Source organism: Bradyrhizobium cajani, assembly GCF_009759665.1.
In the GTDB taxonomy this organism is placed as follows: Bacteria; Pseudomonadota; Alphaproteobacteria; order Rhizobiales; family Xanthobacteraceae; genus Bradyrhizobium; species Bradyrhizobium cajani.
Window position 1 is genome coordinate 83,674 of record NZ_WQNE01000001.1, and the last position, 18,285, is coordinate 101,958.

Annotated in this window: 18 protein-coding genes; 10 read left to right on the plus strand and 8 right to left on the minus strand. The window is 62.3% G+C overall.

Annotated features, from left to right (window positions below):
* Position 1 precedes the first annotated feature (1 nt).
* From GPL20_RS00365 to GPL20_RS00375, 3 genes are read left to right on the plus strand one after another with little or no spacing between them, the layout of a single operon-like run.
* Entirely contained in the window at positions 2-1,123 is a 1,122-nt protein-coding gene (locus tag GPL20_RS00365) for a DegT/DnrJ/EryC1/StrS family aminotransferase (RefSeq protein WP_254125631.1), read from the plus strand.
* Positions 1,120-1,887 (plus strand): class I SAM-dependent DNA methyltransferase, encoded by a 768-nt coding sequence (locus tag GPL20_RS00370; protein ID WP_254125633.1) that lies wholly within the window; start codon positions 1,120-1,122, stop codon positions 1,885-1,887. Before GPL20_RS00365 ends, GPL20_RS00370 begins: the two co-directional genes overlap by 4 nt.
* Positions 1,884-3,098, plus strand: coding sequence for a glycosyltransferase family 4 protein (locus GPL20_RS00375; RefSeq protein WP_254125635.1), 1,215 nt, complete (start codon positions 1,884-1,886; stop codon positions 3,096-3,098). The genes GPL20_RS00370 and GPL20_RS00375 overlap by 4 nt, the downstream gene beginning before the upstream one ends.
* Before the next feature lie 120 nt (positions 3,099-3,218).
* On the opposite strand, the gene GPL20_RS00380 is transcribed toward GPL20_RS00375, so the two are convergent.
* On the minus strand, positions 3,219-4,793 hold the full coding sequence (locus GPL20_RS00380; RefSeq protein ID WP_157326836.1) for an MATE family efflux transporter: 1,575 nt from the start codon (positions 4,791-4,793) through the stop codon (positions 3,219-3,221).
* A gap of 177 nt (positions 4,794-4,970) precedes the next feature.
* Between GPL20_RS00380 and rffA the strand changes: the two genes are divergently transcribed.
* Positions 4,971-6,113 carry a dTDP-4-amino-4,6-dideoxygalactose transaminase gene (gene rffA, locus GPL20_RS00385; protein WP_157326837.1) on the plus strand — a complete coding sequence of 381 codons (1,143 nt, stop codon included), beginning with the start codon at positions 4,971-4,973 and terminating at the stop codon, positions 6,111-6,113.
* Between the two features lie 59 nt (positions 6,114-6,172).
* Here rffA and GPL20_RS00390 read toward each other — a convergent pair whose 3' ends face one another.
* A complete protein-coding gene (locus tag GPL20_RS00390; protein WP_157326838.1) occupies positions 6,173-6,322 on the minus strand; it encodes a hypothetical protein in 150 nt (49 codons plus the stop codon).
* A 222-nt stretch (positions 6,323-6,544) separates the two neighbouring features.
* Here GPL20_RS00390 and GPL20_RS00395 point away from each other — a divergent pair, with 222 nt between their 5' ends.
* Complete coding sequence (locus GPL20_RS00395; protein ID WP_157326839.1) at positions 6,545-7,126, plus strand: prepilin peptidase; 582 nt, start codon at positions 6,545-6,547, stop codon at positions 7,124-7,126.
* A gap of 124 nt (positions 7,127-7,250) precedes the next feature.
* On the opposite strand, the gene GPL20_RS00400 is transcribed toward GPL20_RS00395, so the two are convergent.
* Positions 7,251-7,457, minus strand: coding sequence for a hypothetical protein (locus GPL20_RS00400; protein WP_246249975.1), 207 nt, complete (start codon positions 7,455-7,457; stop codon positions 7,251-7,253).
* A 54-nt stretch (positions 7,458-7,511) separates the two neighbouring features.
* Here GPL20_RS00400 and GPL20_RS00405 point away from each other — a divergent pair, with 54 nt between their 5' ends.
* From GPL20_RS00405 to GPL20_RS00415, 3 genes are all read left to right on the plus strand, one after another.
* The gene (locus GPL20_RS00405) at positions 7,512-8,204 is read left to right on the plus strand and encodes a WbqC family protein (protein ID WP_254125637.1); all 693 of its coding nucleotides are present in this window, start codon (positions 7,512-7,514) and stop codon (positions 8,202-8,204) included.
* Positions 8,205-8,618: 414 nt separating this feature from the next.
* Positions 8,619-9,602, plus strand: a complete 984-nt coding sequence (locus GPL20_RS00410; protein ID WP_254125639.1) for a glycosyltransferase family 2 protein — start codon at positions 8,619-8,621, stop codon at positions 9,600-9,602.
* 5 nt (positions 9,603-9,607) lie between these two features.
* A complete protein-coding gene (locus tag GPL20_RS00415) occupies positions 9,608-10,258 on the plus strand; it encodes a class I SAM-dependent methyltransferase (RefSeq protein ID WP_157326841.1) in 651 nt (216 codons plus the stop codon).
* 6 nt (positions 10,259-10,264) lie between these two features.
* On the opposite strand, the gene GPL20_RS00420 is transcribed toward GPL20_RS00415, so the two are convergent.
* From GPL20_RS00420 to GPL20_RS00440, 5 genes are all read right to left on the minus strand, one after another.
* Entirely contained in the window at positions 10,265-11,227 is a 963-nt protein-coding gene (locus tag GPL20_RS00420) for a methyltransferase domain-containing protein (RefSeq protein ID WP_157326842.1), read from the minus strand.
* Between the two features lie 40 nt (positions 11,228-11,267).
* On the minus strand, positions 11,268-12,095 hold the full coding sequence (locus GPL20_RS00425) for a phytanoyl-CoA dioxygenase family protein (RefSeq protein ID WP_157326843.1): 828 nt from the start codon (positions 12,093-12,095) through the stop codon (positions 11,268-11,270).
* 46 nt (positions 12,096-12,141) lie between these two features.
* Positions 12,142-13,074: a glycoside hydrolase family protein gene (locus tag GPL20_RS00430; RefSeq protein ID WP_157326844.1), complete on the minus strand. Its 933-nt coding sequence runs from the start codon at positions 13,072-13,074 to the stop codon at positions 12,142-12,144.
* Positions 13,075-13,083: 9 nt separating this feature from the next.
* The gene (locus GPL20_RS00435; RefSeq protein WP_157326845.1) at positions 13,084-13,770 is read right to left on the minus strand and encodes an acetyltransferase; all 687 of its coding nucleotides are present in this window, start codon (positions 13,768-13,770) and stop codon (positions 13,084-13,086) included.
* 115 nt (positions 13,771-13,885) lie between these two features.
* Complete coding sequence (locus GPL20_RS00440; RefSeq protein WP_157326846.1) at positions 13,886-16,495, minus strand: M10 family metallopeptidase C-terminal domain-containing protein; 2,610 nt, start codon at positions 16,493-16,495, stop codon at positions 13,886-13,888.
* 190 nt (positions 16,496-16,685) lie between these two features.
* On the opposite strand from GPL20_RS00440, the gene GPL20_RS00445 reads away from it, so the two are divergent.
* Positions 16,686-16,988 carry a hypothetical protein gene (locus tag GPL20_RS00445; RefSeq protein ID WP_157326847.1) on the plus strand — a complete coding sequence of 101 codons (303 nt, stop codon included), beginning with the start codon at positions 16,686-16,688 and terminating at the stop codon, positions 16,986-16,988.
* A gap of 415 nt (positions 16,989-17,403) precedes the next feature.
* Positions 17,404-18,279 (plus strand): glucose-1-phosphate thymidylyltransferase RfbA, encoded by an 876-nt coding sequence (rfbA, locus tag GPL20_RS00450; RefSeq protein WP_157326848.1) that lies wholly within the window; start codon positions 17,404-17,406, stop codon positions 18,277-18,279.
* The last annotated feature ends 6 nt before the right edge of the window (positions 18,280-18,285 follow it).

The window sequence follows — 18,285 nt, forward strand, 5'->3', positions numbered from 1 at the left end:
TGTGAGCGACGCGTTCATCCCCGTCAACTCGCCATTGCTCCACGGAAACGAGGCCGAGTACCTGGCAGAGTGCATCCGCACCGGGTGGATCTCGTCCGAAGGCCCGTTCATCAAGCGCTTCGAGCAGGCCATGGCGGAAGCCGCCGGCCGCCGCCATGGCGTCGCCGTCACCAACGGCTCGGTGGCGCTCGACATCGCCATGCATGCGCTCGGACTTGAGCCCGGTGACGAGGTCATCATTCCAACCTTCACGATCATCAGCTGCGCCGCCGCCGTGACCCGGGCGGGGCTGGTCCCGGTCGGTGTCGATTGCGATCCCGCGACCTGGAACATGACGATCGAAGGTGTTGAAGCCGCGATCACGCCGCGCACGCGCGCGATCATGCTGGTGCACATTTACGGCCTGCCGGTCGATCTCGAACCGATCATGAAGCTCGCCAAGGCGCGCGGCCTGAAGGTGATCGAGGACGCCGCCGAAATGCACGGCCAGACCTATCGCGGCGCCCCCTGCGGCAGTTTTGGGGATGTCTCGACCTTCAGCTTCTATCCCAACAAGCACGTCACGACTGGTGAAGGCGGCATGATCCTCACCGACGACTATGCTCTGGCCGAGCGTCTCGCAAACCTTCGCAATCTCTGCTTCCAGCCGCAGCAACGCTTCATCCACGAGGAGCTCGGCTGGAACGCGCGCATGACGAACCTGCAGGCGGCGCTTGGCGTCGCCCAGGTCGAGCGCCTGCCGCGGACCGTCGAGATCAAGCGCCGCATCGGCCAGCTCTATGATGAGCATCTGGCTGATGTCGCCTGCATCCGCCGTCCGGTCGCCAGAACCAATTACGCCGACAACATCTACTGGGTCTATGGCGTCGTCTTGAACAACGACGTTCTCTTCGATGCCAAGGAGGCGATGCGGCGGCTGGGGGAGAAGGGTATCGGCACACGGCCATTCTTCTGGTGCATGCACGAGCAGCCGGTGCTGCGCCGCATGGGCTTCATGCTGAACGAGTCCCACCCGAACGCTGAGCGCATCGCCCGCCGCGGCTTCTATCTGCCGAGCGGACTTGCGCTCACCGACGACGAGATCGCGCGATCCGCGGAGGCGCTGAAGGAGATTCTGGCGTGAGCGTGTTTGCGGATTACGCGCCCTGGTACGACCTCTTGTACCGGGACAAGGATTACGCCGCCGAGGTCGACTTCGTCGAAGCCCGGCTGTGCAGGGCTGGCATGGCCTCGGGCAAACTCCTCGATCTCGGTTGCGGCACCGGGCTGCATGCAATCGAATTCGCGCGCCGGGGCTGGGATGTCGCCGGCGTCGATCTCAGCGCGGACATGATTGCCAGGGCGAAGGCGCGCGCCGCACAGGCCGGGCTCAAGATTCCCTTTCGGCAGGGCGACGCCTGCGAGGTTGGCGCGGAGCGCGATTGCGACGCCGTGGTCTCGCTGTTTCACGTCGCGAGCTATCAGAACGACCATGAGCACCTGGCTGCGCTTTTCCGCACTGCCCACGCGGCCTTGAAGCCCGGCGGCGTGTTCTTCTTCGACTATTGGTACGGCGGCGCCGTGCTGGCGCAGGGCGTCGAGACGCGCGTCAAGATGATCGAGCAGCCTCCGCTGCGCCTGACCCGGATCGCGCAATCCGACCATGACGAGCCAAAAGCGACGGTGTTCGTGAACTACACCCTGTTCTGCGAGGACATGGACCGCTCGACGATCCGGCGCGTCGACGAGACCCATCACATGCGCTACTGGTTTCCCTTCGAGGTCGAAGCCATTCTCAGGCGTTGCGGGTTCGAGCCGACCGGCAGCCATGCCTGGCTGTCCGACGCCGCGCCGAACGTGAAGGACTGGGGCGCCTATACGATCGCGAGAAAGGCCGCGAAGCCGTGAAGCGCTACCACGTCGGCATTTTTCTCGAGCTGCCGCTCGACGTCGGTGGTGGCTTCCAGCAGTCGCTCACCGACATCATTTGGATGCGCGACTGGGCCAAGACCGCCGACATCGACGTCACCGTGTTGACGACGCTGCCCGACAACGTCGCGATCCTCGCCGAGCTCGGCATCAACAGCGTTTATCTGAAGCTTGGCTGGTTCGACCGCCTGTTCCTGTTCCTCAAATATTCCGGACCGTTCGACCTGCTGCAATACTCCATGCGGGTCTGTGCGCCGTTCGAGAAGAAGCTGATCAAGGCCGGCGTCGACATCGTCTATTTCACCACTACGTCGAACTGGAATCTGCTGCTTTACAAGCTGCCGTTCATCATCACCATCTTCGACGGCTGCTTCCGCGACAGCCCCGAATTCGACGAGGTGCGTGAATTCGCCCAGTTCGAGCGCCGCGACATCGTGTGGCGCAGTGCCGTCACCAAGGCCGCGGTGGTTGTTACCAACGCCGACGAGCTGATCGACATGCTTTGCCGGCGCTACGCCATGGAGCGCGACCACGCTATCTGCATCCCGTTCTCGCCGTCGCTCTACGTCTCGCGATCAGCAGCGGCCGACCAGCAGGCCGGGGACGTCACGATTCTCAGCAAGCACGGCCTCGAGCCCGGCTATCTGTTCTATCCGGCGCAATTCTGGTCGCACAAGAACCACGCGACCGTGCTGCTTGCGATGCGCCTGCTCAGGGATCAGGGCGAGACTCACAGACTGGTGCTCTGCGGCTCCGATCCCGGTGCGCGTGCCGCGTTCGAGGCGCTGGTCGCGCAGCACGGACTCGGCGATTCCGTGCACATTCTCGGTTTCGTCCCCTCCGCGGAGCTTGGCGCCCTCTACCGCGGCGCCAGCGCGCTGGTGATGGCAACCTATTTCGGCCCAACCAATCTGCCGCCGCTGGAAGCATGGGCGGTCGGCACGCCGGTGATCTATCCACAGGCCTTCGAGGCACAGGCGGGCGATGCGGCCTTGCTGTTCGACTATGACGATCCGACCTCGCTCGCGAAGGCTATCGTCAGGCTCGATTCGGCCGAGGAGCGCGCCCGGCTCGTCATTGCAGGCAAACAAAGGCTGGCCTACTTCGCCGAGCGGATCGATGAGGGACACCGCCAGCTCGCAAGGCACCTGATGCGGCTCAGATACCGCCGCTACCCTCAGATCTATTGATATCAGGACAACGCTGGAGGGAGCAGGAAGCCTCCGCCGCGCCTTTGCATGGCGTGCTTTCGACATTTTGTCGTCCGGTCGCACAAGAGCGCGGGACCGGTTGCCGGACCGGCCCCCGTCTCAGTTCGGCACCGCCGCCAGCACGTATCGGCGCACGCGCGCTATCAGAAGCGGGCTCGCCGCGAGCGTGACGACGACGAGCCAGATCGTGCATTCCACCAGGAAGCGGAACATCCCCGCTCCAGGCACCAGCGCGTGGATCGCCAGTCCAAGTCCCCATCCGCCGAGCATGATCGTGACCATGCTCGCGATCAGGACCAGCATGTGACGGAGAGGATGGGCGAGTGTCTGGCTCATAATGACGAGCGTCAGGATTCCGAACTGCGTCAGCAGATCGCTCGCCACGATCGCGATTGCCGCGCCGAGGGGCCCGAGCCTGGGAATGAGCAGGACCGACAGTATCAGGAAAGCGATCAGCTGCAGCCCCTTGGTCCGGACCAGGAGATCACCGCGATTGCTGTGATTGGCAAAGACGAACGCCATCAGCGAGGGCGCAACGACCGCGGAGCCGAGCAGCAGTGTGATGGCGAGCGTGGCGTCGTTCGGAATGCTGCCATGCGTCCACAGGGCGAAGAAATCCGACCAGAAGGGCAACAGGCCCGCGACGATCAGGCTGGCCATGGCGGTCACGAACAGCGAGCCCTGGGCATAGAGCCTGCGCAACCGCACCTTGTCGCCGATCGCATGGTCGTGACCGAGCTCGGCGCCGATCGGCAGCGTCATCAGGATGCAGAGGCCTCTCAAGAAGCTCGAGATCACGCGGACCAGGCCCCATTGCGCCACTGCCACGCGATCGGTGACCATCGCACTGACCAGCAACATCGGCGCATTGGCAAGCACGAGCTCGGTGAGGTTGGCGATGGAGAAGGGAAAGCCAAGGCCGAACTGCCCGGCGCTCCAGCGCCAGGACACGGCGGAGCGGCCACGGGCGCGCCGCAGGAACGGCAACTGGCGCGGCGCGTCATAGACAATCAGGAACAGCGCGAACAGGATCTGCGTCGAGACATAGGCAATCGCGACCGCGAGCAGGCTACCGAACAAGGCGACCGCGATGAGCTGCCCGACCTGTCCCAGCCCCAGCGCCACATTCTGCGACCACACGGCCCGGCCGTATTTGCCGCGCACGCGATAGAGGCCGGAAACCAGATTGGCCGGCAGCGCGAGCAGCGTGCCGACGGTAATCACGAGCATCGCGGTGTCGAAGGTCGGCAACCCCCGAAATCCGAGCACGGCGGCGGGCGGAAACAGCTCGGTGCCGATGATCAGCAGCGCGCCGAGCACCACGACAATGCACAGATAGATCCGCATCATGCGCGCGTAGAAGCTCGCCGTACGCCCGTCGCAATCGACGCAGGACTTGAAGGCGAGAAACCGGTTGATAGAGCGAAGCTGCAAGCCGGCATCCGCGATGATGACGAGGCTCCCCGCCGCAAAAAGCGCAAGCCATGCCGCGAGCATGTCGCTGGTCCAGAAATGCAGGAATGCAGGAATGAGGAGCAGCTGCTGCGTCAGCGCCAGAAGCATCTGCACCAGGTTTGCCGACCAGCCGTGAATGAGCCGGTGAAGGCGGCCGCCGCCCTCTTCGCTTTTGGGGCCGTCCGTCCTGCCTGGCGCGTCAACTTGCGTATCGGTCAAGCTGCATCCTTCCCCGCAAACGCGCGCCCCGAACCGTCCAGATTGCCACGATGGGGCGGCGCGGCGGTTTCACCGGACCGCGCACGATCGCCAGTTGATTCCCGCAACGGAAAACGCCAACGTGGATTCGAAATCAGAGCGTTACGCGCGTCTTAAGGTGGTTCAACGGCTTAGGCAATGGCATCCGAATTCATCCCGTTCAATCGGCCATACACGACCGGAAAGGAGCAGGGCTACATCCAGGATGCGCTGGAGAGCCTTCACCTGTCTGGCGACGGTCGCTTCACCAAGCTTTGCCACCAATGGCTCGAACAGCGGACCGGCTGCGCCAAGGCGCTGCTCACACACTCCTGCACCTCCGCGCTCGACCTCGCCGCGATCCTGCTCGACCTCAGGAGCGGCGACGAGGTCATCATGCCCTCCTTCACCTTCGTCTCGACGGCGAACGCCTTCGTGCTGCGAGGCGCGATCCCGGTTTTCGTCGACATCCGCGAGGACACGCTCAACCTCGACGAACGCCAGATCGAGGCCGCCATCACCTCGCGCACCCGGGCGATTGCCCCGGTGCACTACGCGGGCGTTGGCTGCGAGATGGATCCGATCGTTGCCATCGCGAAACGACACAATCTGCGCATCGTCGAGGATGCGGCGCAAGGCATCATGGCGAACTATAAGGGCAAGCCGCTCGGCGCAATCGGCGATCTCGGCAGCTTCAGCTTCCACGAGACCAAGAACATCATGTCGGGCGAAGGTGGCGCGCTGCTGGTGAACGATCCCACGCTCGGCTTGCGCGCCGAGATCATCCGCGAGAAGGGCACCGATCGCGGCCGCTTCTTCCGCGGCGAGGTCGACAAGTACACGTGGCAGGACGTCGGCTCGTCGCTGCTGCCGAGCGACCCGACTGCGGCCTTCCTGTGGGCGCAACTCGAGGACGCCGAGCACATCACAAGCGAGCGGCTCGCGATCTGGGAGCGGTATCACGCCATGCTGGCACCGCTCGAGCAGCGCGGATTGCTGCGCCGTCCGGTCGTGCCCGGCCATTGCACGCACAACGGCCATCTCTATTACGTGCTGCTGCCGCAGGGTACGAATCGCGACGCGGTGCTCGGTAAGCTGTGGGAGGCGGAGATCTCGGCCGTCTTCCACTATGTGCCGCTGCATTCGTCACCGGCCGGAAGGCGGTTCGGGCGCACACATGGTGATCTGGCGCACACCACCGATCTGTCCGAGCGGCTGATCAGGCTGCCGTTCTGGATCGGCCTGCAGGAGACCCAGCAGCAGCGAATCTGCGAGACGCTCGGCGCGATCCTGGGGCGATAGGGCATGATGCGGAAAAGTGCGGCGCGGTTTTCCGCAAAGGTCATGCCCGAACAATAACATTACGGCCCGTCCGACACGCCGTTCTTCGGCGTGGAGCGCGGCACGAAAGGCGCGAACGACGTATCGGTCGAGGTTGGCATCGTCAGCTTGCCGCCGCCGTCCGCGGCCGGAGCCGTCGCAGCCGAAGGTGGCGGCCTGGGTCCCGGCAATGCCCGCCGCTCCACCCGAGGCATGAAATTGTTGCCCAGTGGCCACGATCGTTGAAAATTGCACGCGGAAAAGGGGAAACCCTGCCCCTACTGGAGCTCCGTTCATTGCGAGGACCATTGGCGCCATGTGACTATAACCGGCGCGGCTCCGCTGCGCGCTCGAGTGGCAGCTTTGTTTTATTTTCCGATTTGCGGCGCGCGGACCGCGTGACGGATGCGGCAATGAACGAGGGAACGGGCCCCGCGCTCGCACCCAGCGCTGTCCTGTTGCTGGGCGTGTTCGCAAGCCTCGTCACTGCGCCGGGCGTCGAGGGCCTGTATGGCGCGTTCCTGGCCGCCCTGATGGTCGCGATCGCCGCGAACGATGCCCATCTCTACCTCATCCCGAACGAGCTGACGGCCGCGGCCTTCGCGCTCGCTTTGCTCCGCGCCGGGGCGTTCGTGCCCGATATCGGCGTCGAGGCGCTGCTGTGGCCGGTGGTCCGCGCGGCCGCCGTAGCGGTCCCGCTGCTGCTCCTGATGGCGCTCTATCGGCGCTGGCGCGGCCGCGACGGGCTGGGGATGGGCGACGTCAAGCTGGCGGCGGTCTGCGGCGCCTGGCTGAATCTGGCGACCGTGGTGGCGGTGATCGAGCTGGCCGCACTGGCCGCGATCGCCGCCTATCTCGCCAATGTTGCGCTGCGAAGGAAGCGGGTCCGCGGTACGGCCTTCCTGCCGTTCGGACTGTTTCTGGCGCCGGCGATCTGGTTCGGTTGGCTGGGCGAGACCTGGTACGCGAACTGGTTCGGCGGCTGGCCGGGCTAAGGCACGGCGATGTCTCGGTAATTGGTCATTCCGGCGACGAATCGCGGCATCACCTTAGCGGTAATCCTCTACTGTGCATGGGGTTGTTTTCGACTTTTTTGTTTCTCGGGTGCCGGCGAGCCGGTCATTGCTCGCGGCTCGGCGCCCATTCCAAGGCGCGCAGGCGGGCCTGGGCGATCTCTCCGCGCGTCATCTTGGTGGAGACGGCATCGCGGATTCGCGCCCGCGCCGGCGCTGCGGCCGTCGACAGATTGAGCCATTTGGAGGCCTCGACGATGTCCCGCGGCACGCCCTGCGCGAGGACACGACTGACAATAGGCAGTGAATTCATCGCGGAGGCACGATAAACACGGGTCCCGATGCAAATGCCCCAGAAGTCATAGCCGTGCGAATTTCGATCATCCAATCCTGCTATATTCCCTGGAAGGGCTTCTTCGACCTCATCGGACAATGCGACGAATACGTGATCTTCGATCGCATGCAATACGTGAAGCGGCACTGGCACAACCGCAACAGGATCAAGACCGCCAACGGCGTCGAGTGGCTGACCATTCCCGTCGTGACCAAGGGACGGTTCGACCAGCCGATCGACGAGGTCGCGATCGAAAAGCCCTGGGCCGAGAAGCACTGGCGAACGCTCGAACTCGCCTATCGTCGCGCACCGTTCTTCGATGCATTCGCACCCACCATCCGCGCCTGGTACGAGCGTGCTGACAAGGAGAGCCGCCTGACCGACGTCAACGAGCTGCTCACGCGCGAGATTGCGGGCCTGCTCGGGCTGAAGACGAAGATCGTCAGGGATACGGCCTATCCCGCGGAGGGCGCGAAGACGGCGCGACTGCTTGCGATCGCGCAGGCGGCTGGTGCCGACTGCTATCTCAGCGGCCCTTCAGCACGCGCCTATCTCGACGAGTCAATGTTCGCCGCGGCTGGAATCGCCGCGGAGTGGATGAGCTATCAGGGCTACCCCGACTATCCGCAGCTCCATGGCGGATTCGAGCATGCCGTCAGCGTGCTCGACCTGATCTTCAACACTGGCCCCGAGGCGAAACACTTCATGCAAACGCCCGCGGCGTGACAAGCCGCCACATTCGGGCCTGAAACGAGAGGAGAAATTCCGCCGGAAAGACGGGACTGCACCCCGGTTAGAATGTCCTGCGAATGCGATATTGGTTCAAAAGCCGGTGCAATTTTATCTTGTATTTCCTCGTGGTTGATTCACGGCCTGCGCGCGTTTGCGCCTCCCGCACACTTGCCGTATGAGATGCCGCGCGGACCCGTTCCTGCAACATATCCCTAAGGCATTGCAAAGCCGAGATGATTTGCAGAACGTCAGTGCTCGTGAAGAGGAAGTGATGCAGACGACGCCGGAAAGCCCCGAGGCCAAAAGTGCGAGTGGGAACTTCCCCGCCGGGGACCGCGAACGGCATCATTCCCTGATATCAGTAGCGAGACTGCCGGGAACTCGTTCGGCGCAGTTGAGGCGGAGGGAGTGAAGTTGAAGCTTTCTATCGTTACCACACTTTATCGGTCCGCCGCCTATGTCGACGAGTTCCATCGGCGGGCAATGACGGCGGCGAGCGCGATCACCGACGACATTGAACTGGTCATGGTCAATGACGGCTCCCCGGACAACAGTCTGGAGCTGGCAGTGGAGCTGCACAAACGCGATCCGCGCGTGGTCGTCGTCGATCTCGCCCGCAATTTCGGCCACCACAAGGCGATGATGACGGGCCTGGCCCACGCAAGCGGCGAATTGATATTCCTCATCGACAGCGACCTTGAGGAGCCCCCTGAAAGCCTCCCGCAGTTTTATGAACTCTTCAAGCGGGAGGGCTGCGACGTCGTTTACGGTGTCCAGGAGAATCGGCGCGGCGGGGTTTTCGAGCGAACGACCGGTGCGCTGTTCTTTGCTGCGCTCGATGTGCTGGGTGACCGACCGGTTCCGCGCAATGTGGTGACGTCGCGCCTGATGACGCGCGACTATGTCAATGCTCTGGTCAGCCATCAGGACCGCGAATTCATCATCTCGGATCTGTGGCAGGTGACCGGCTTTCGTCAGACCCCGATCATCGTGAAGAAGCTTTCGCTGTCGCCATCCACCTATTCGTTGCGGGACCGGATCGAGCTTGCGGTCAAGCATGTCACGACGACATCGACGCGGCTGCTCTACTTTGTGCTCTACACCGGCATACTGATTTTCGGACTTTCCGGTGTCCTGATCCTGTTTTACCTCGGGCGCTACTTCACCTCGGGCATGGGCGTCGATGGCTTCACGTCGCTGATCATATCGGTGTGGTTCCTCGGCGGCCTGATAACCCTCATCCTCGGCATTCTCGGAATCTACATCGCCAACATCATGTCGGAGACCAAGCGTCGCCCCTACACCCTGGTTCGCCACATCTACAAGGCGGACGCCGTGGTCGATCGCAAGTCGAGCCGTGACGGCGACGCGCAACTCGCTATTCGACGGTAAATCACGTGAGCAACTCGATCGACTCCCCGATCCTGCAGCAGGTCGCGGCACACTACAATTCCAAGCTCCTGACGCACGGCTCGACCTCGCAAGGCGTCGACTGGAACGACCTACGCTCTCATGAGCTGCGGCATCGGCAGTTTCTCCGCCTCGTCGAAGGCGCCCCGGACGCCTCACTCATCGATCTCGGATGCGGGTTCGGAGATTTCCTGCGCTTCCTGCGACAGAACGGACACCGCGGGCGCTTTGTCGGCTATGACATCACGCCGAGCATGATCGACAAGGCGCGGGAATTGTACGGCGAGGGCGACGACCGGCACTGGCGCGTCGGCGCTGTTCCGTCTGAAACGGCCGACTTCGCCATCGCGAGCGGGATCTTCAACGTCAAGGGCGACGTTCCGGGCGCCGACTGGGGCGACTATGTGCTGCGAACCATCGATGTGCTCGCGCAGTCGGGGCGACAGGGCTTCGGCTTCAACGTGCTCAGCATGTCGAGCGATCCCGACCGACGCCGACCCGACCTGTACTATGTCGAACCGGCCGAAATGCTGTCCTACTGCCTTTCCCGGTACGGACGATCCGTCGCCCTCCTCCAGGACTATGGGCTTTATGAATTCACGATCATCGTCCGCAGGCACGCGTTGGCGTCGGCCTGACCCACGTCAATCCAGCGCGCGACGAAGCGCCCTTTCAAGCCACGAAACAACCGAAATCCCCTCCGCGGCCGCAGCCTTCACTGCCTGGTCGCGCAGTTCGGGGGAAACGCCCTCGAGCCTGCCGAAATAGCGCTTGCGATGCGATCCGCCGCGCCATCCCGGAAACTCGATATCGAGATCAAGCTGCGGCTCTCCGGTACCCACGTCGAACACCATCACGTAGAACGAACCATTCAGAATCCAGTGACACGACACGTTGCGCGCGTGCGTCGGAATCTTGTCGAGGGGAGCCTGATGATGAAAGAGCGGATTTGAGTTCTTCAGGATCTTCCCGAACTCGGTTTCGCCGAGCCAGGCCCCGACGCCCTCGTCCCCCAGCACCACTCGTCCACCCGGCTTAACGACCCTCGCGATCTCCGCGACAGACGCTCGGATGTCGGGAAAGAGGTTGAGGCCGCCGAAATGGAAGGCGCGGTCGAAGAATCCGTCGGGAAACGGCAATTTTCCGGCATCGGCGACAAAAAGCTTCAGGGCCGAGGTGTCGACCTCCGCCGTTTCCAGTCGATCGCGCCCGATGTGAACCATCTCACGATTGATGTCACCCGCGTAAACCTGCGCCCCGCGTTTCAGGAAGTGACGGGTGTCGCGGCACGTGCCACAGCCAACTTCCAGAATGCGATCGCCTCGGGCGATTTCCAGGAAGTCGGTGAGTTGCTCGCGGGTTTGCTCTTCCTCGCACAACAGCATGCGGAACATGACATCGTTGCCGGCATCATATTCCGCCGCGCGCTCGCGATAGTACTTGTTTCTATCCCCGCGCGCCTCATCCTGACCGGCGGCCAGCAGCAGTGAGGGAATGCCGTCAATGACGGGATAGCGATCGCCGGCGGGGCTCTCCAGAAAGCGGCCATCGGCCGAAATGACGAGAGGTTCGTGCGTGCGAGGACAGAAAAACCCTGTCTCCTTCATGAACTGGTCCTTCTGTTCGGCAAGAATACGCGTTGCATGGTCAGGTCGACATCCTCGACCGGCGCGCTCCATAGAAAGCAGAAACGTCGCGCGGTGTCTCGACCTCATAGCCAAGAAGGCGACGCGTTTGCTTGTCTTCGGTGTAGTCGGGTCCAAGGAATGAGGGAAGATTGATCTGCTGACGCATCAGGGGGATGGTATAGAGATGATTGACCGCACGTCTCGGACTTGAGGTCTGGTTCACGCCGCCACGATGAAACAGCATCGCATCCAGCACAAGGAAGGATCCGGCCGGGGCCGTGACCGTCTTCTGCAGGGCCTCCACCGTCAGATCGGATGGAAATGCCTCTTCCTTGTGGCTCGCGGGCACGACCAGCGTGGACCCGTTTTCCAGCGTGAAGGGATCGAGGCAGAACAGCGCGTTGATCGCCAGAGGGCGGCTCGAAACGAAGTGCTGATACGGCAGATCGCGGTGGTACGCCGCCTGATTATACGTCTGCGCATTCGGGGGGTTAATGATGCCGTTCTGCTGATTGAGGATGATGTAGTCGCCGATCAGCTGGCGACAGACTTCGAGAACGTTTGCGTTCATCGCAAGATCCAGAAACAGGCGATCATGTGCGAGCGGCACGCGGATCGTATTATGCTCGTCGATCCTCTTCAGCTCATCCCGGCCGCCATACAAGCTCTGTGTTGACTCCAGCACGCGATCGAACGTGCTCGCAAGCCGACGCAGGCCTTCCGCGTCGAAACCCCCATCCACGACGGCAAACCCCAAGAGCTTGATTTGCTCGATGGCCCGGTCCAACGCGTTGCTGCTTCGAGCCTGGGTGTGAACGCCATAACGTGCAACGGATGCTTCGGTCATATCCTACTCTCGAGAACTTGGAAAACGAGCCAGGTCGTAGATTGCGTCAGCCGGCAAGACTCTTCAACGGATGGTCGCCGTCCCACACGGCCAGCCCAAAGCCGGTAGCCCCGTAGCCATTACCATTATACGCGAGCCACAGCCGCTCACGGTGCCAGAACAGCGCCGGATAGCAGATCATGTCCAGATCCCACCCAGGCTCGGTCCGATCGAATTGCATGATTTCGTCGATGCGTTCCCAATGCTTAGCATCCCTGCTCCAGGCCGCCCCCAACGCATAACGTAGGCCGCGCGTTGCGAAACTCATCAGGTAGATTTCGCCAATTCGCACGATCGTCGGCCGTACAATCACATGTTCCTGATGCGCAGTCAGCCCTACGGCGATCGAGCCGTCGCGCTCCCAGCGAACACCGTCGCTGGAATGCGCAACCTTGATCGCATGGCGAAGCGTCTCCTCATCGAGACCTGCCGCAAGGTTGGATCCATACCACATGCGCCATTGCCCGGGACCGATCTTGAGCACGCAAGGGTAGGTCAGAGTGTACGGATCTACCGGCGTGCGATCGAGAACTGGTCCAGGTGAAAAGCGCTCGAACGAGCCGTCAAGGGAGGTCGATCGCGCCAGACCGATCGCGTTTCGCCAGGGCGAGCGGACGCCCAGGTTCCAGCCCATGTAGTAGAGATGATACTCGTCCTCATCACGGATGATGCAGCCGATGCTGGCACCGCTATCGTCGAACGTTCCGTCTTCACCAGGCGAGATGACCGGTCGCTCGGCCACCCCAAGGACTCTAGGATTATCCGAGACGGCGACGTCGACCCAACCGATATGCGAGCGCTTGTCTGCGTCGCGCGCGCTGTAGAAAAAGCGAAACGTGTCGTCCGTGACATGAACGGGGGTCGGTAACGCAGCGTGACTACGCGCCCACCATTGCTCTCCGCTGGGAGCAAAGACAGCTCCAAGGCGTCGCCACGACATGGCGGGACCTCACAGACTTCTCAAGCGGGTGCTCGGCACGGGCGAGCGCTCGGTTCCGCGTGGTGCGACAACCGAAAGATCGGGCTGGTCCTCCAGCACCAGTGCGCCGGCACCCAGCACGCATCGCTGGCCGATCGTGACATGATCACGGATCGTTACGTTCACGCCCACGAAGCTGCCGCGTCCGACGCGGACACCACCGGAAATGACGACGTGAGATGCCAGGAAGACATCATCCTCGATGACCGAGTGGTGACCGATATGGTTGCCGCTCCACAGCGTGACATTTGCGCCGACACTGGCGAAGGGCTGGATGGTGTTGTCCTCGAGAATGAAGCAGTTCTCTTTCAGCTCGAAGTCGGCAAATACCGTGGCGCGGCTGCTCAGATAGCTCGCCAGCCGATATCCCTTGGCCCGCGCCGCAGCCACCTTCTCCGCACGTACGGCGTTGATCTTGGCGTAGCTGACAGCGACGAACATCGCATGGCGGTCGGGTGCGAATGTATCCGCGACCTCCTCGAATGCGACGACAGGGCGCCCCCGAAATTCGGTTTGCTTCAGAAAAGCGCGATCAACCGTAAATCCGACAACCTCATACTGGGAATCGCAGGAAAAATAATAGTCCGCCAGCTCGGCGATTTCCCCGATTCCGAATATAACGACTTGCCTGTGCTTCTCTTGACCGGACTTGATCATGGGGGCGCTTATAGCGCACTTGGCACGCCGGTCGAAAGCCGCGCAGCCTTGAATCTTCACAAATATTGCCGCCCGCCGGGCCCGGAGTCGCGGCAGCGAAATCCGGCCGGCGTGGTCAGTGAATGAGAAATCCCGTGGTGTGACTGGCCATCAGCGCCGCGAAGGCGTCGTGCACATCGTTCACGTCGTGGGCGAGCATCGGGAAGGGATCTGGCGTGTCCGGCTTGCTTGCGGATCCGGAGTATTCCGCTCCAACCATTTGAGTGCCGACCTGACCACCGGCCGGATTCAGACCCGGGTGCTCCTGAAACACAAATGCATCCGCTGTCTCCGTCGCGAATTGCGAGGTCGCAGCCGGTTGAAGCCCTTGGCCCGAACTCTTGACGCCGATCACGCCATCGCCGTTGAGGTCCTGGTGGAAGCTCGTCTCGATCGACTGCAGGGCCACATTCGAACCCGACGTCGGCGTGACCGCGTTGGACACATAAGTGCCCTGGCTGTCGGCATTCCAGACCGCATACTGGTCGGAGCCGTTCATCTTCCAGGCGATCAGGTAACCGCTGCCCGACTGCTCCGCGCCGATCGCACGCCAGGCTCCCGCATCGCTCGATACGATCGCCTGCGTCGTTCCGTAAGTCACGGTAGGTCCGCTGGACGTGCCATTGGCGAACAGCGAGTAATGGATCCCCACCACAGCAAGGCTGGTCGATCCGTAGGATTCAATCACGGTCGCGGTCACGGGAACACCGATCACGCCGTCGCCGTTGAGATCCTGGTGGAAGCTGCTCTCGATCGACTGCAGGGCCGCATCCGAACCCGAGGTCGGCATGATCGCGTTGGACACGTAGCTGCCCTGGCTGTCGGCGTTCCAGACCGCATACTGGTCGGAGCCGTTCATTTTCCAGGCGACCAGATAGCCGCCGCCCGGCTGCTCCGCGCCGATCGCACGCCAGGCTCCTGCATCGCTCGATACGATCGCCTGCATCGCCCCGTAAGTCACGGTAGGTCCGCTGGACGTGCCATTGGCGAACAGTGCGTAATGGGTCCCCACCACGGCGAGACTGGTCGATCCAAAGGACTCGATCACAGTCGCAGACACGGACGCGGCGGAAACGCCGATCACACCGTCGCCGTTGAGATCCTGGTGGAAGCTGGTCTCGATCGACTGCAGCGCCACATCCGAACCCGAGGTCGGCATGACCGCGTTGGACACGTAGCTGCCCTGGCTGTCGGCGTTCCAGACCGCATATTGGTCGGAACCGTTCATCTTCCAGGCGATCAGATATGCGCTGCCCGACTGCTCCGCGCCGATGGCGCGCCAGAGTCCCGCATCATTCGATGCGACCATCTGCGTCGACCCGTAGCTCACAATAGGCCCGCTCGACGTGCCATTGGCGAACAATGAGTAATGTATCCACACGACAGCAAGGCTGGTCGATCCATAAGATTCGATCACGGTCGGGCTAAGCTGGCTGATCAGCGTGGTGCTCGAAATCGTTCCGTCGGCGAACTGGAAGTTCTCCACGCTAGACACGGTGTCGGTGCCGTCGGGCGTGCCGGAGCGCTGATCGACCAGTGTGAACGTGGTCGAATTGTAGCTGATCGCATAATTCGCCATGCTGCCGGAATAGACCGCGGTGTCGGTGCCGGCGCCCCCGATGATGGTATCGTTGCCGCCGCCGCCCGCAATGGTGTCGTTGCCGCCGCCACCGTTCAGGGCGTTCGCGATCGCGTTGCCGATGATCGTGTCGCTGCCGGAGCCGCCGATGGCGTTGTCGATATAGGAGCGCGCATCGCCGTTGTAGAGATAGGCGTTGTAGACGTTGCCGGCGGCGTAGTGGCCGTTGCCGAGATAGGCGAGCTGCGTCGACGAGAACACCGACGCCGCGCCCGGATTGAGATTGATCGACAGGTTGGTCGTATAGTTCGACAAATCGTAGGTATCGACGCCACCGCCGTCCCAGATCGTCTCGAAGATGCGGTTGGCCGAACCGCCGATACCGCCGCCGTCCGCGGGCTGCGCGACGCCGTTGATGAATTCCTGCCCGGTGGTCGTGCTCCAGGTGTAGACGGTGTTGCCATTCTGGGTCGCGTAGTTCGCGCCGTACATCGTCTGCAGCGCGAGAATGTCGTTGGCCATGTAGGTCTGCGAGAACCCGTAGGTCTCGGCGGTGTAGCCCGTCAACGGCGCGCCGACGTAGCTGCGATAGCTCATGATGGTGTATTCGCTATCGTCATGCGCGGTCGGCACCGCGACGTTGCCGGGGCCGCCGACCTCCTGGCTGTGCTTGAGGCCGAGCGCATGGCCGAGCTCGTGCAGCGCGGTGGCGAAATAATAGTTGCCGAGCGCGGCCTGCGCGTACGGATAGGAGGTGCCGAACCAGATGTCGCCGCCAGGGACATAGTTTCCGGGATAGTAGGCGTAGGAGGTCGGATTGGCCGCCGACGACTGACCGATCATGATGTCGGCGCCGTTGGTGCCGGCATAGCTGAGCGAGATGTTGGTGTAGCTCTTGATCAGGCCGATCGCGTAGTTGATCGCCGACTGCATCGCCGCCGGCGCCTGGGCGAACGAGGCGGGCTCATTGTTCCCGTATGTATAGGTGGGGTAGTCGCTCGCTGAATCCGGAAAACTATAGGTGATCGTGCCGGTCCATTTCGAACCGGACAGCAGGCCGTCGATTTCGGCATTGTAGGTGGCACTGACGTTGACGGCGGTAGCCAATGGATCGTCCCTCGGAGAGTTGCCGTGCAGGGCCCGAGTCAGGGCGGCGCAGCGATTCTAGCCTTAGGATTTATACGTTAGGTTTATTTTTGGCGAAGGATGCTGCGAGCGGCAAGTAACGGCTTGTTAATCAGGAACCCCGTGGTTACACGGGCCCTTAGTGTACGCCGCAGTGCATTTGAGGTACCTCATGAAGCAGCTCCGCCTGACGGCCTGCTGTCTCGGCGCATTCGTGGCGCTCGCCGGTCTGGATCTATTGTTCCCCGAGGGACAACCCGTCATGGCCAGAAAAGCCAAAGCAGACGAAGCGGCGAAGGCCCCGCGGGCACCAGTCATGCCGCCTCTCCGCGACCCGTCGATTGCGGTGGCCGAGGAGTATGAGGCCGCCCGAGCCAAGGGAACGGCCGAGGCGCTCGAGCTGTTCATCGCGCGACACAGTGACGATCCGCTCGCCGAGAAGGCCCGGGCCGAGCTGAAGCGCCTGGCGCGATAATTGGCAGACTACGACAAGGCGCCCGCGCGAGTGGCCCGGTGCCGAAATTTCGCGATTCAGACAGACAACGCGCATTCGAAGGAGCGGCGCGAGCGAGGCCTCGAATGGGTCGCTTATGGAGGTGCATCAAAAGAAACGAGCGCATCTGCAACGCGCGATATGGTGGGAAGACGTTGCTCGCCCGGCGACAGACCCGGCCGACCCTTTACAATATCCGGCCCACAAAGCAAAATAACGCCATCTACCTGAAGAGGTAACAGACTGCGCGCGCTGCGGTATTCCGGCTGATCGGGAGGCCTCGTCTCAAGGCGAAAGGCCCCCGGAGTGGCTGGGATCGCAAGGATAGCTCCGTTGCTGCTCTCTGGTTCAGGCGGCGCGGCAAGAGTTCAAGGACAGGAAAACTTCGGATTTTTTGATGAAGGGAATTATCCTAGCAGGCGGCACGGGGTCCCGCCTTTACCCCGTCACAGCCGTGATCTCGAAGCAGCTGCTTCCGGTCTTTGACAAGCCGATGATCTACTATCCCCTGTCCGTGCTGATGCTGGCGGAAATCAGGGACATTCTGATCATCACCACGCCGGACGATCAGCACCTGTTTCAGCGACTGCTCGGAGACGGATCGCACCTTGGCCTGCGCTTTTCCTACGCGCCTCAGGAAAGCCCGCGCGGTCTTGCCGATGCCTTCGTCGTCGGACGCGATTTCGTCGGATCGGACGCCGTCGCCCTCGTTCTTGGCGACAACATTTTCTATGGAAACAAGTTGCTCGAGCGTCTTAAGCGCGCCAGGACACGCGAGAGGGGAGCAACGATCTTCTGCTATCCCGTCAACACGCCCGAGCAATATGGCGTCATCGAATTCGACTCTCAGGGTAACCCCGCCTCGCTCAAGGAAAAGCCGAAAGAGACCAACTCCAATCTGGCGGTGACTGGACTTTACTTCTACGACAACGACGTGCTGGACATCGCGACACGCGTGAAGCCTTCGGCCAGGGGTGAGCTGGAAATCACCGACGTGAACAGGGCCTACCTCGAGCGCGGCGATCTGCATGTCGAAACGCTTGGCCGCGGCTTCGCCTGGCTCGATACCGGCACTCACGCCTCGTTGGTCGAGGCGAGCCATTTCGTGCAGATTCTGGAGCAGCGGCAGGGATTGCGCATCGCCTGCCCGGAAGAGATCGCATTGCGGCTCGGATATATCAGCCTCGACGATTTCGAGGAATTGGCAAAGAAGTGCGCCAAGAGCAGCTATGGCGAGTATCTGCTGTCGATCCACCGCTCGCTTCGACGCTAGCTCACC

Excerpts from the sequence above, each read along its gene's own strand:
- rffA (WP_157326837.1), top strand. The coding sequence starts at position 4,971 with ATGGCATCCGAATTCATCCCGTTCAATCGGCCATACACGACCGGAAAG.
- GPL20_RS00395 (WP_157326839.1), top strand. The coding sequence starts at position 6,545 with ATGAACGAGGGAACGGGCCCCGCGCTCGCACCCAGCGCTGTCCTGTTG.
- GPL20_RS00400 (WP_246249975.1), bottom strand. The coding sequence starts at position 7,457 with ATGAATTCACTGCCTATTGTCAGTCGTGTCCTCGCGCAGGGCGTGCCG.
- GPL20_RS00420 (WP_157326842.1), bottom strand. The coding sequence starts at position 11,227 with ATGAAGGAGACAGGGTTTTTCTGTCCTCGCACGCACGAACCTCTCGTC.
- GPL20_RS00425 (WP_157326843.1), bottom strand. The coding sequence starts at position 12,095 with ATGACCGAAGCATCCGTTGCACGTTATGGCGTTCACACCCAGGCTCGA.
- GPL20_RS00430 (WP_157326844.1), bottom strand. The coding sequence starts at position 13,074 with ATGTCGTGGCGACGCCTTGGAGCTGTCTTTGCTCCCAGCGGAGAGCAA.
- GPL20_RS00435 (WP_157326845.1), bottom strand. The coding sequence starts at position 13,770 with ATGATCAAGTCCGGTCAAGAGAAGCACAGGCAAGTCGTTATATTCGGA.
- GPL20_RS00445 (WP_157326847.1), top strand. The coding sequence starts at position 16,686 with ATGAAGCAGCTCCGCCTGACGGCCTGCTGTCTCGGCGCATTCGTGGCG.
- rfbA (WP_157326848.1), top strand. The coding sequence starts at position 17,404 with ATGAAGGGAATTATCCTAGCAGGCGGCACGGGGTCCCGCCTTTACCCC.